The sequence below is a fragment of the Sphingomonas hylomeconis genome, from assembly GCF_025370105.1.
GTDB lineage: Bacteria > Pseudomonadota > Alphaproteobacteria > Sphingomonadales > Sphingomonadaceae > Sphingomonas > Sphingomonas hylomeconis.
The window spans coordinates 40,096-51,998 of sequence record NZ_JANQBK010000016.1; the positions used below are offsets into that span (position 1 = coordinate 40,096).

Sequence of the window (11,903 nt, forward strand, 5' to 3'; positions counted from 1 at the left end):
AACCCGCCGCCCCGCGTTAGCCTGCTGCCATGCAATTCCTCAAAATCCTCTTCTGGTGCCTGCTCGCCTTCCTGGCGGCGCTGTTCACACTGGGCAACTGGACCAACGTCCAGATCAAGCTGTGGGGCGGGCTGATCGCCGAGGTGAACCTGCCGCTGCTGCTGCTCGCCATGTTCCTGCTCGGCCTGCTGCCGATGCTGCTCTATCATCACACGGTGCGCTGGCGGTTGCGCCAGCGGCTCGCCACCGCGCAGGGCACGGTCGAGACATTGCGGACTCCGGCCCATCTGCAGCCCGCGCCGGCGCAACGGCCCGAACCGGAGCCCGTCGCCCCCGCCCCCCTCGCCGCCATGCCGTCGAGCGCGGCATGAGCAACCGCATCTATGTCGCGCTCGACACGCCCGATCTCGCCAAGGCGAAAGCAATGGCGAGCCGCGTCCACCACCATGTCGGCGGGATCAAGCTGGGGCTCGAATTCTTCATGGCCAATGGCCGCGCCGGCGTGCGCGAAATGGCCGATCTCGGCCTGCCGATCTTCCTCGACCTCAAATTCCATGACATTCCCAACACTGTCGCCAAGGCGATCCAGGCGCTGGGCGGGCTCGAGCCGGCGATCCTCACCGTCCATGCCGCGGGCGGCCAGGCGATGCTCGAGAATGCCAAGGCCGCCGCGCCCGTCGGCACCAAGGTTGTCGCCGTCACCACGCTGACCAGCCTCGACGGCACCGATCTGATCGCGATCGGCCAGAATGGCGATCCGCATGAACAGGTGCTGCGCCTAACCGAACTGGCCAAGGCCGCCGGCGTCGACGGCGTGGTCTGCTCCGGCGCGGAAGTGGCCGCCGCCAAGGCGGTCTGGCCCAAGGGCTTCTTCGTCGTACCCGGCGTGCGCCCGGCCAATGGCACGATCGGCGATCAGAAGCGCGTCGTCACGCCGCGCGCGGCGCTCGATGACGGCGCGTCGATCCTGGTGATCGGCCGCCCGATCACCCAGGCCGAAAATCCCGACATGGCCGCGCGCGAGATCGAAGCGACGCTGTAAAAAGCCCCGCTCCTCGGAGGAGCGGCGTAAAGGAATGCGATGACGACCGAGACTGTCCGACACGAAGGCCATGCGCTGGTCGACGCGGTGCGCGCTGCCGCGCAGGTCCACAACAGCACGTGGGAAATGCTCGTCCCCGACAGCTTCACCGTCAATCTCGCCGCCGAACTGGCCGAGGAGCGCGCCTATGCCGACATGGCGGTGATCAAGCAGCAATTGCGCGATCATATCTGCGCCACCTACGGCATTTCGATCCGCGAGCTCGCCAGTCTGGCAATGCCGTGAGTGGGGCCAAGATCGGCGCCAAGATCTGCGGTCTGTCGACGCCGGAGACCCTCGATGCCGCGGTCGGCGGCGGCGCCAGCCATGTCGGCTTCGTCTTCTTCCCGCCCTCGCCGCGCACCCTGACGCGCGCGCGCGCGCAGCAACTCGCCGCGCGCGTGCCGGCGCATGTGGCGCGCGTCGGTGTGTTCGTCGATCCGGACGATGCGCTGCTCGACGCGTCGATCTCGGCCGGCGCGCTGAACATCCTGCAACTGCACAAGAGCAGCCCGGCCCGCGCGGCGCATATCCGTGCCACCACCGGGCTGCCGGTCTGGGCGGCCGTCGCGGTCAAGCAGCGCGGCGATCTCGCCGCCGCGCAGACCTTTGCCGGCGCGGCCGACCGCATCCTCTACGATGCCAAGACCCCGCCTGGCGCCGAGCTCCCCGGCGGCATGGGCGTCCGGTTCGATTGGACGCTGCTGGAAGGATTTCGCCATCCGTTGCCCTGGGCGCTGTCGGGCGGGCTCGATCCGCACAACGTGGCGGAGGCGATCCGGACGACCGGAGCAGAACTGGTCGACGTGTCGTCCGGCGTCGAGAGCACCCCGGGGATCAAGGACGTGACCAAGATCCGCGCATTTCTAGCCGCCGTGCAGCACCGGTGATTGTAGCGGGCGGGCGGCGCGGCCTTGCAGTCCCTCGACACGACCGAACAGGGTGATTAAGCGCACAGCCATGAACGCCCCCGACACGCTCACCCCCAACTCTTACCGGGCCCAGCCCGACGATCGCGGCCATTTCGGCGAGTTCGGCGGACGCTATGTCGCCGAGACGCTGATGCCGCTCGTGCTCGATCTCGACCGCGCCTATCGCGCGGCGAAGGAGGATCCGGCCTTCGCCGCACAGTTCGACGATCTGCTCGAACATTATGTCGGCCGTCCCAGCCCGCTCTATTACGCCGAGCGCCTGACCGAGGCACTGCGCGAAAGCGCGCCGGATGGGAAAGGCGCACAAATCTGGTTCAAGCGCGACGAGCTCAATCACACCGGCGCGCACAAAATCAACAATTGCATCGGGCAGATCCTGCTCGCGATGCGCATGGGCAAGACGCGGATCATCGCCGAGACCGGCGCGGGGCAGCACGGCGTCGCCACCGCGACGGTCTGCGCGCGCTTCGGCCTGCCCTGCGTGATCTATATGGGCGCCAAGGATGTCGAGCGGCAGGCGCCCAACGTGTTCCGCATGAAATTGCTGGGGGCCGAAGTCCGCCCGGTGACGAGCGGCGCGCATACACTCAAGGACGCGATGAACGAGGCGATGCGCGACTGGGTCGCCAACGTCCACGACACCTTCTACATCATCGGCACCGCCGCCGGCCCGCATCCGTATCCCGAGCTGGTGCGCGATTTCCAGAGCGTGATCGGCACGGAAGCGCGCGCGCAGATGCTGTCGCGGATCAACCGCCTGCCCGACCTGCTGGTCGCGGCGATCGGTGGTGGCTCCAATGCGATCGGCCTGTTCCATCCGTTCCTCGACGATGCCGACGTGAAGATGCTCGGCGTGGAAGCGGCGGGCCATGGGCTCGACAAGGAACATGCCGCGTCGCTCGCCGGCGGCTCGCCGGGCATCCTGCACGGCAACAAGACGTACCTGCTGCAGGACGAGGACGGGCAGATCACCGAGGCGCATTCGATCTCGGCCGGGCTGGATTATCCGGGCATCGGGCCGGAGCATAGCTGGCTGCATTCGATCGGCCGCGTCGAATATACCAGCGCGACCGATGTCGAGGCGCTCGACGCGTTCCAGCTGCTGTGCCGCACCGAGGGCATCATTCCCGCGCTCGAACCGTCGCACGCGATCGCCGCCGTCGCCAAGCGCGCGCGCGAGATGGACCGCGACCAGATCATCCTCGCCAATCTGTGCGGCCGGGGGGACAAGGATATCTTCACCGTCGCCGAAGCGCTGGGAGTGAAGATGTGATGACCGAGGGCAATCGCCCACTGTGGGTCCGTTTTTTGATTTTCTTTGCCAGTTTTGCGTTAGCATATCTGGCTCTGGCCTGGCTTCGCGCGGTCGTCGCGCCCGATGCCACCTTCATGGCATTAAGTGTTCGCAGCCACATTGTCACCGCGGCTATTGGCGGTTTAGCGTTTGCCTCGCTCATGACACTTCATAAGCGAGCCAAGGCACAATGACCCGCCTCTCCGCAGCCTTCGCACAGGCGCATCCTGCGCTTGTCACCTTCGTCACAGCCGGCGATCCCACGCCCGGCGCTACGCCTGCGATCCTCGACGCGCTCGTCGCGGGCGGCGCGGACGTGATCGAGCTCGGAATGCCGTTCACCGATCCGATGGCCGATGGCCCGGCGATCCAGGCCGCCAACCTGCGCAGCCTCGCCGCCGGTACCAAGACGGCGGATATCCTGTCGATCGCCAAGGCGTTCCGCGCGCGCCACCCGGAAACCCCGCTCGTGCTGATGGGCTATGCCAATCCGATGACGATCCGCGGCGCCGACTGGTTCGCTGCCGCCGCCCAGGATGCCGGTGTCGACGGCGTGATCTGCGTCGATATCCCGCCCGAGGAAGACGAGGAGCTCGGCCCCGCCCTGCGCGCCGCCGGGATCGATCTGATCCGCCTCGCCACGCCGACCACCGATGCGGCGCGCCTGCCGACGGTGCTCGATGGCGCCAGCGGCTTCGTCTATTATGTCTCGGTCGCCGGGATCACGGGGCTGCAACAGGCGGTGCAATCCTCGATCGAGGAGGCAGTCGCACGGCTTAAGGCAGCGACCGACATACCCGTCGCGGTCGGCTTCGGCATCCGCACGCCAGATCAGGCCGCCGCGGTCGCCAAGGTCGCCGATGGCGTGGTGGTCGGTTCGGCGATCGTCGATCTCGTCGCGCAGCACGGCGCCGATGCACCGGAGGCGGTGCGCGCCTATATTCAATCCCTCGCGAGCGCGATCCGCGCCGCCCGCATGGAAGAAGTCGCATGAGCTGGCTCACCAACGTCCGCAACGCTTTGGCCTATGTCGTGCCGGCGAAGAAAGAGACGCCCGACAATCTGTGGCACAAGTGCAAGGGCTGCGGTCAGATGGTGTTCCTCAAGGAACTGGAGGACAATCTCCACGTCTGCCCGCATTGCGAGCATCACGATCGCATCGGCCCGGTGAAGCGATTTGCCTATACGTTCGATCCCGGCAGCTATCAGATCATTCCGCTGCCCAAGGTGCCGGACGATCCGCTCAAATTCCGCGACACCAAGAAATATGCCGACCGGATAAAGGCCGCACGTGCCGCGACGTCCGAAGGCGACGCGCTGATCAATGCGCGCGGCACGATCGACGGGCACAAGGTGGTGGTCGGCGTGCAGGATTTCGCCTTCATGGGTGGCTCGATGGGCCTCGCCGTCGGCGAAGCGTTCATCCGCGGCGTCGAGAACGCGATTGAGGACAATTGCCCGTATGTGATCTTCACCGCGGCCGGCGGCGCGCGCATGCAGGAAGGCATTCTCAGCCTGATGCAGATGCCGCGCGCGACCGTGGCGATCGCCATGCTGCACGATGCGGGCCTGCCCTATATCGTCGTGCTGACCGATCCGACCACGGGCGGCGTGACGGCGAGCTATGCGATGCTCGGCGACGTGCAGATCGCCGAGCCGGGCGCGCTGATCGGCTTTGCCGGCCAGCGCGTGATCGAACAGACGATCCGCGAGAAGCTGCCCGAGGGATTCCAGCGCGCCGAATATCTGCTCGAGCACGGGATGATCGACATGGTGACGCACCGCAAGGAACTGCGCGCGACGCTGGCCAAGGTGGTCGACTATCTGAGCGTGAAGCAGGCGGCGTGAGCTGAAGGCTCCCCTCCCGCTTGCGGGAGGGGTTGGGGGAGGGAATGGAGCAAAGGACCCGAGCCCGGGCGTCGCGGGCAAAACCGACTGACGCCGAAGTGGCGATGTGGCGTGCGTTGAGCGGCCGGAAGGTCGCCGGCGTTCGCTTCAACCGGCAAGTGCCGATCGGGTCATTCATCTGCGACTTCGTGTCGCGCGGTGCTGGGCTGATCATCGAGGTCGATGGCGGTCAGCATGCGGCGAGCACTGCGGCGGACGCCGCACGGACGCGATATCTCGAAATGGAAGGATATCACGTTATCCGCTTCTGGAATCATGACGTGCTCGGCAATCTCGACGGCGTTGTGCGCGACATCGAGCGCGCGCTTGCCGCACTGCCCTCCCCCAACCCCTCCCGCCAGCGGGAGGGGAGCTGATGGATCACGCGCACTCCACGAATCCGCAGGTCCAGCACCAGCTGGACCGCCTCTGGGCGCTCTCGCCCGGCGCGGACATTCTCGGCCTGGAGCGGATCACGCAGCTGCTCGCGCGCCTCGGCGACCCGCAGCATCGTCTGCCACCGGTGTTCCACGTCGCCGGCACCAACGGCAAGGGCTCGACCTGCGCCTTCCTGCGCGCCGCGATCGAGGCCGCGGGATACACCGCGCATGTCTATACCAGCCCGCACCTCGTCCGCTTCAACGAGCGCATCCGTGTCGCCGGCACGCTGATCGACGACGCGACGCTAGCTACATTGCTCGAGGAAGTGCTGAATGTCGCCGACGGGATCGGCGCGAGCTTCTTCGAGGTCACCACCGCAGTCGCCTTTCTCGCCTTCAGCCGCACGGCGGCCGATGCCTGCATCATCGAAGTCGGGCTCGGCGGGCGGCTCGATGCGACCAATGTCGTGACCCCGGTCGTCACCGGCATCGCGCAGCTCGGCATCGATCACCAGAGCTTCCTCGGCGACACGCTGTTGCAGATCGCCGGGGAGAAGGCGGGCATCGCCAAATCCGGCGTGCCGCTGGTGACGATGGATTACCCCCGCCCGATCCGCGAACGCATCGCGCTGATCGCCCGGCAGGCGGGCGCGCCGGTGCTCGCGCGGGGCTCGGCCTGGACCAGCGAAACCGCGCGCAACACGCTGAAATACAGCGATATCGGCTTCACGCTCGTTACCCATCGGCCACGCCTGGTCGGGACGCATCAATCGCGCAACCTGGCGCTGGCCATCGCGATGCTGCGCCATCAGGGGGCGCTGACCATCCCCGAAGCGGCGCTGCGCGCGGCGGCCGACTGGGCACACTGGCCCGCGCGGATGCAGCGGCTCGGTGCCGGCCCGTTGCTTGCGCGCCTGCCGGCGGGCAGCGAGATCTGGCTCGATGGCGCGCACAATCCCGACGCCGCCAAGCCGCTCGCGCGCGCCCTGAGCCGTATCGCGCAAGGGCGGCCCGTGACGCTGATCACTGGCATGCTCGCCAACAAGGACGCGCCCGGCGTGCTGCACGCGCTGGCCCCGCATCTGGCGCGCGTGATCGCCGTTCCCGTCCCCGGCCATGCGCACCACGCGCCCGAGACGCTCGCCAGGCTGGCGGAGACGTTCGATCTGGCCGCGCAGACCGCCGCGTCCTTCGATGCCGCGATCGACCTGCTGGGCCCGGACCCGCAGCTCGTGCTGATCGCCGGCACGCTGTACCTCGCCGGCGAAGTGCTCGCCGCCAACGACGAGCCGCCGACCTGACCCCTTATTGCTATTGACTTGCAATAACCAACCGAGCAGCTTGTCGGCGACCGCAGCGGAGTCGTCGATCATGACCAATGCCCCACATCATTTCGCCCTCAATGGGGTCGCCTCAAGCACCGCCGCGGCGCTGCCGCACGCACTGCCGGCGTGCCGCAACGCGCATATCGCGCTGTTCGCGATCCGCCGGATGGGTGCTGGCGGCCTGGCCGACGCGCATGTCGCGCATGCGTTCGTCGGTGGCTTCGGCGAGGGTTTCCGCCGTCCGTTGATTCTCATACGCGTGTTCATGGCCGAACTGGCCGAAACCGCGACGCTGCCAATCGCGATCGCGCCGTGCTGCTGCGCGCGGATGACCCCGGCGGAGCAGGCGCTGCTCACCGTGCTCGCACGGGCAGAGACGGCGCCCGATTCCGCCCGACTGCTGCTGGCGGATCTGCTCGGCAGCCGGCGCGTCGACGGCGTGCTGGCGAGCGCCTGCGCGGTGTCGCAGGCGTTCGCCGATGCCGGGCGGCCGATTGCGGGGTGATCATCGGCCCAGCCCTTCCCCGGTGAACGCCGGGGAAGGGCAATAGCGGGTATCGGTTCAGTCGGCAGGTTCTGCCCGCACATCCCCCTCGCCGGCCGTTCCCGCATCGCCGATCGAGCGATCGACCAGCCCGCTGCGCATCATCCACCAGAACAGCAGCACGCCCGGTATCGCGAGCGCCGTCGTCAGCATGTAGAAATTGACATAGCCGAACGCCTCGACCAGCCCGCCCGCCGTCGTGCCGGTCACGAACCGCCCGACGATGCTCGATGCGGCGGAGATCAGGGCATATTGCGCCGCGGTGAAGCGCAGGTCCGTTAACGCTGCGAAATAGGCCACCACGACCACGCCGCCAAAGCCGCTGGCGAAATTCTCGAACCCGATCGCGCCGGCCATGCCGATATTGGAATGGCCTGCCGCGGCCAGACCGGCGAAGCTGAGGTTCGATACCGCCATCAGCACCAGCGCGAGCAGCACCGAGCGCTTCATCCCCATCTTGGCATAGAGCGCGCCGCCGACGAAGATGCCGACCAGATAGGCGAGGAAGCCGATCCACACGTCGTAAAAGGCGATCTCGTCATTGGTGAATTTCAGATCCTCGAACAGCAGCCGCAGCGTGAGGTTGGCGAGCGTGTCGCCGATCTTGTGGATCAGGATGAACGCCAGCACGATCAGCGCGCCCTCGCGCGCGAAGAACTGCACGAACGGCCCCCAGATCGAGCGGAAGAAAGCCGCCGGCCCGGTACGCCCGTCGCCGGGATCGCGATGACGCTCGGGTTCGCCGACGATCAGCGCGGCGATCATTGCGGGGAGCGCAAACAGCGCGCAGACCAGATAGGCCAGTTCCCATCCGCCGCGCGCCGCGATCACCAGCGCCAGGGCGCCGGCGCCGGCCGAGCCGATCCGCCAGCCATATTGCGACATGCCCGAGCCCACGCCCAGTTGCCGCGGCTCGAGGATTTCGATCCGATAGGCGTCGATGACGATATCGAACGTCGCGCCGGCCGCGCCCACCAGGATCGCGGCGATCGCCGTCGCCATGATGTCCGCCTGGGGATCGATCAGCGCGAGATTGGCCACCGCCGCCATCACCAGCGCGCCGGCGACGATCATCCACGACACGCGCTGCCCCAGCCGCCCGATCAACGGCAGCCGCACCCCGTCCACCGCCCAGGCCCACAGCCATTTCAGATTGTACACGAGGAAGGCCAGGCTGAACGCGGTGACGGTCTTCTTGTCGATGCCGCCCTGCGCCAGCCGCGTGGTCAGCGTCGCGCCGATCATCGCATAGGGAAAGCCCGAGGAGATACCGAGCGCCAGCGCGGCAAGCGGGGCCTTTTCGACATAGGGCTTCAAGCCGTCCCACCAAGTCGCGCCTGAAGTCGTATCGGTCATTCGTGTCTTGCTCCCCGGCATCAAGGCGCAGAGACTAGCGGCAAAACTGGTGAGAGGAAGCGTCATGAACGCACCCGAGAGGATCATGCGCCCTACCGAGGGCCAGATGGCGCTCGCGCGGCAGCTAGCCGATGGCGGCCGACGCGACACTGCCGGTGTCTCGCATATCGATGCCGCCGCCTATACCTCGCCCGCGCGCCATGACGCGGAACAGGAACGGATCTTCGCCAAAGTGCCGTTGGTGATCGCGCCCTCCGCGCTGCTGCCCAAGCGCAACATGGCGGTGCCGCATGACGGTTTCGGCAAGCCGCTACTCATCGCGCGCGACAAGGACGGCAATGCGCAGGTGTTCCTCAACGTCTGCCAGCATCGCGGCACGCGGCTGGTCGAGGGCAGCGAGGCGGTCTGCGCGTCGCGGCTGATCTGCCCCTATCACGCCTGGAGCTACACGCTCGACGGACAGCTCGCCGCCCTGCCCCGGCCGGACAGCTTTCCCGGGCTCGACAAGGCGCAGTTCGCGCTCAAGCGACTGGCGACGCACGAAGCGGGCGGGCTGATCTGGTTCTCGTTCGACGATTCCGCCGATTTCGCGGACGCGGCCGCGCTGGGGCAGGATTTCGCCGCGTTCGATCTCGCCGGCCAGCACCTGTTCCGCCGCCGCACGCACGACGTGGCGGCGAACTGGAAGCTGATCATGGATGCGTTCCTGGAAAGCTACCATGTGCAGCGGCTGCACGCGACTACGATCGGCCCGTTCTTCAAGGATGGCGTGGCCAGCGGCGATACGGTCGGCCCGCACCAGCGTTCGGCGGTCGGGCGTGCGGCGGCCCTGTCGGATGCCGATGACTGGCCATCGCTGCGCGCGGCGATCACCTATACCTATCAGATGTTTCCCGGCACGATATTGATCGTCAGCCCCGATTACATGAACCTGATGACGCTGATGCCGCAGAGCGAGGGCCGCGTGCTGGTCGAGGATTTCATGCTGATCCCGGAAGCGCCGCAGAGTGACAAGGCGCTCGCCCATTGGGAAAAAAGCTGGAAATTGCTCGATGGCGGCGTGTTCGGCGCAGAGGATTTCCGCGCCGCGGCGCTCGGGCAGCAGGGGCTGGCGTCAGGCGCGCTCGACCGGCTGACACTCGGCACGCTGGAAAGCGGCATGCGGCGGTTCCACGACGAGGTCGAGGCGCGGCTGTAAGTCCTTCTCCCTTTGGGAGAAGGTGGCGCGCAGCGCTGGATGAAGGCGACGGGCCCGAGTCGGTCGCCCTCACCCTTCCGCGCTACGCGCTCCCTCCCTCTCCCGATGGGAGAGTAAATTCACGCCGTCTCGAACAGATTGAACCCGCTTGGCAGACGCTTCGGCGGCTTGCCGTCCAGCATGCTCTCCACCGCCGCGATCGCGCCCAGCAGGCTCTTCTGCGCATAAGGCTTGGACAGGCAGCCGACCGCCACTTCGCTCGCCCCGATCGGGCATTCGCCGGTCACGAAGATCACCGGGATGCCCACGCCGCGCGCCACGCGCGCGACATCCAATCCGCTGCCGTCCGCCAGATTGACGTCGACCAGCAGCAGATCGATCTCTTCCTCGCCTTCGATCGCCGCCATGGCATGCGCCACCCGGTCGACCGTGGCGACAATCTCGAACGCTTCGTCGCGCAGGAAATGCTCGGTATCGAACGCCACAAGGGGCTCGTCCTCGACGATCAAGAGCCGAACGATCCGCCGTGTCTTCTTGCCGAACAGCATCGTGGAAAACCAGCCTTTGCCCTTGGGCCGAGGCACACGCCCCCGACCTCGTTACGCCCGTGATCCTTCTAACGCGCGCGCCCCGGCTTGGTCGCAACATTTTTTGCGCTCGACACGCATTTGCCTGTATCAGCGCATCCGTGTCACCATCATCCAACGCCAAGGACGCGCCCCGCGAGGGGCAGCGTATCGCCAAACTGCTCGCCCGCGCCGGAATCGCATCCCGCCGCGAAATAGAACGCATGATCGAGGAGGGTCGAGTCGCGCTCAACGACGTGGTGATCGACACCCCGGCGACGGTGCTGACCTCGCTCGCCGGCGTCACCGTCGATGGCGATCCGGTCGAGGCACCCGCCGCCGCCCGCCTGTTCCTCTATCACAAGCCCGCCGGCCTGCTCGTCACCGAGCGGGACCCCGGCGGACGCCCGACGATCTACGACAAATTGCCCAGCGATCTGCCGCGACTCGTCCCGGTCGGCCGGCTCGACATCAACACCGAGGGTCTGTTGTTGATGACCACCGACGGCGAGCTCAAGCGCCAACTCGAGCTGCCGGCGACCGGCGTCGAGCGCGCCTATCGCGCGCGCGCGTACGGCAACATCACGCAGGCGCAGCTGGAAGAGCTGATCCACGGTATCGAGATCGAGGGCGTGCGCTACGGATCGATCAACGCCAATCTCGAGCGCCGCACCGGCGCGAACGTGTGGATCGAGATGATCCTCACCGAAGGCAAGAATCGCGAAGTGCGCCGCGTGCTCGAATTTTTGGGGCTCAAGGTCAGCCGCCTGATCCGCACGCGCTACGGCCCGTTCCTGCTCGCCGACCTGCCCGTCGGCGGGATCGGCGAAGTGAAGGGGCATGACGTCGCCGCCTTCCGCAAGAACCCGACCAAGAACCCGCCGCCCGAGCGCCTGCGCCGCGACGAGAAGTTCAGCGAACGCCCCAAACCGAGCCCGGTCCAGGCCAACACTGCCCGCCCGCGCCCGGATGGCCCGCGCCCCGCGCCGGGTGCGCCCAGCGCCGCGCGCAAACCGAGCCCGGTCCAGGCCGGCAAACCCGCGACGCGCATCACGCGCGAGGCGGCGTCTGCCGCCGATCGCGCCGCATTCATCGATTCGCCGACGCGCGGCCAGCGCGCCAGCGGTCGTCCCGCCCGCCCCGAGCCCAAGCCCGCCGGCTGGCAGCCGCCGACCGAGCATCAGGCCAGCCCGCCCGCTGCCGGCGCCAAGCCCAAGCGCTTCTACGACGCCAAGCCGCCGCGCGAGCGGCCGGCCCCGCCGGGGCAAGCCGGCCAACCAACCCGGCCGGCGCGCGATGGCCAGCCGGCCCGCCCGGCGCGCGTGTTCAATGCCGAGCTC

15 protein-coding genes are annotated in these 11,903 nt (G+C 67.5%); 13 read left to right on the top strand and 2 right to left on the bottom strand.

Features of this window, described 5'->3' with window-relative positions; genetic code table 11:
* Nucleotides 1-29 precede the first annotated feature (29 nt).
* From NV401_RS16215 to NV401_RS16265, 11 genes are all read left to right on the top strand, one after another.
* Entirely contained in the window at nucleotides 30-371 is a 342-nt protein-coding gene (locus NV401_RS16215; RefSeq protein WP_261295490.1) for a hypothetical protein, read from the top strand.
* Nucleotides 368-1,042, top strand: coding sequence for an orotidine-5'-phosphate decarboxylase (gene pyrF / locus NV401_RS16220; protein WP_261295491.1), 675 nt, complete (start codon nucleotides 368-370; stop codon nucleotides 1,040-1,042). The genes NV401_RS16215 and pyrF overlap by 4 nt, the downstream gene beginning before the upstream one ends.
* Nucleotides 1,043-1,081: 39 nt before the next feature.
* The gene (locus NV401_RS16225; protein WP_261295492.1) at nucleotides 1,082-1,327 is read left to right on the top strand and encodes a hypothetical protein; all 246 of its coding nucleotides are present in this window, start codon (nucleotides 1,082-1,084) and stop codon (nucleotides 1,325-1,327) included.
* Complete coding sequence (locus NV401_RS16230) at nucleotides 1,324-1,971, top strand: phosphoribosylanthranilate isomerase (RefSeq protein ID WP_261295493.1); 648 nt, start codon at nucleotides 1,324-1,326, stop codon at nucleotides 1,969-1,971. Before NV401_RS16225 ends, NV401_RS16230 begins: the two co-directional genes overlap by 4 nt.
* 70 nt (nucleotides 1,972-2,041) lie before the next feature.
* On the top strand, nucleotides 2,042-3,286 hold the full coding sequence (trpB, locus tag NV401_RS16235; protein ID WP_261295494.1) for a tryptophan synthase subunit beta: 1,245 nt from the start codon (nucleotides 2,042-2,044) through the stop codon (nucleotides 3,284-3,286).
* Complete coding sequence (locus tag NV401_RS16240) at nucleotides 3,286-3,501, top strand: hypothetical protein (RefSeq protein WP_261295495.1); 216 nt, start codon at nucleotides 3,286-3,288, stop codon at nucleotides 3,499-3,501. The genes trpB and NV401_RS16240 overlap by 1 nt, the downstream gene beginning before the upstream one ends.
* Complete coding sequence (gene trpA, locus NV401_RS16245) at nucleotides 3,498-4,301, top strand: tryptophan synthase subunit alpha (RefSeq protein ID WP_261295496.1); 804 nt, start codon at nucleotides 3,498-3,500, stop codon at nucleotides 4,299-4,301. Before NV401_RS16240 ends, trpA begins: the two co-directional genes overlap by 4 nt.
* Nucleotides 4,298-5,155: an acetyl-CoA carboxylase, carboxyltransferase subunit beta gene (gene accD, locus NV401_RS16250; RefSeq protein ID WP_261295497.1), complete on the top strand. Its 858-nt coding sequence runs from the start codon at nucleotides 4,298-4,300 to the stop codon at nucleotides 5,153-5,155. Before trpA ends, accD begins: the two co-directional genes overlap by 4 nt.
* Nucleotides 5,156-5,259: 104 nt before the next feature.
* Nucleotides 5,260-5,571 (top strand): endonuclease domain-containing protein, encoded by a 312-nt coding sequence (locus NV401_RS16255; RefSeq protein WP_380816567.1) that lies wholly within the window; start codon nucleotides 5,260-5,262, stop codon nucleotides 5,569-5,571.
* Nucleotides 5,568-6,875, top strand: coding sequence for a bifunctional folylpolyglutamate synthase/dihydrofolate synthase (locus NV401_RS16260; protein ID WP_261295503.1), 1,308 nt, complete (start codon nucleotides 5,568-5,570; stop codon nucleotides 6,873-6,875). The genes NV401_RS16255 and NV401_RS16260 overlap by 4 nt, the downstream gene beginning before the upstream one ends.
* 70 nt (nucleotides 6,876-6,945) lie before the next feature.
* Nucleotides 6,946-7,404 carry a DUF6628 family protein gene (locus tag NV401_RS16265; protein ID WP_261295498.1) on the top strand — a complete coding sequence of 153 codons (459 nt, stop codon included), beginning with the start codon at nucleotides 6,946-6,948 and terminating at the stop codon, nucleotides 7,402-7,404.
* A gap of 57 nt (nucleotides 7,405-7,461) precedes the next feature.
* On the opposite strand, the gene NV401_RS16270 is transcribed toward NV401_RS16265, so the two are convergent.
* Nucleotides 7,462-8,799 (bottom strand): AmpG family muropeptide MFS transporter, encoded by a 1,338-nt coding sequence (locus tag NV401_RS16270; protein ID WP_261295499.1) that lies wholly within the window; start codon nucleotides 8,797-8,799, stop codon nucleotides 7,462-7,464.
* A gap of 64 nt (nucleotides 8,800-8,863) precedes the next feature.
* Here NV401_RS16270 and NV401_RS16275 point away from each other — a divergent pair, with 64 nt between their 5' ends.
* A complete protein-coding gene (locus NV401_RS16275; RefSeq protein ID WP_261295500.1) occupies nucleotides 8,864-9,997 on the top strand; it encodes an aromatic ring-hydroxylating oxygenase subunit alpha in 1,134 nt (377 codons plus the stop codon).
* Nucleotides 9,998-10,116: 119 nt separating this feature from the next.
* On the opposite strand, the gene NV401_RS16280 is transcribed toward NV401_RS16275, so the two are convergent.
* The gene (locus NV401_RS16280) at nucleotides 10,117-10,545 is read right to left on the bottom strand and encodes a response regulator (RefSeq protein WP_261295504.1); all 429 of its coding nucleotides are present in this window, start codon (nucleotides 10,543-10,545) and stop codon (nucleotides 10,117-10,119) included.
* A 188-nt stretch (nucleotides 10,546-10,733) separates the two neighbouring features.
* On the opposite strand from NV401_RS16280, the gene NV401_RS16285 reads away from it, so the two are divergent.
* Nucleotides 10,734-11,903: pseudouridine synthase (locus NV401_RS16285; RefSeq protein WP_261295505.1), on the top strand; the 1,170-nt coding region annotated here is incomplete at its 3' end.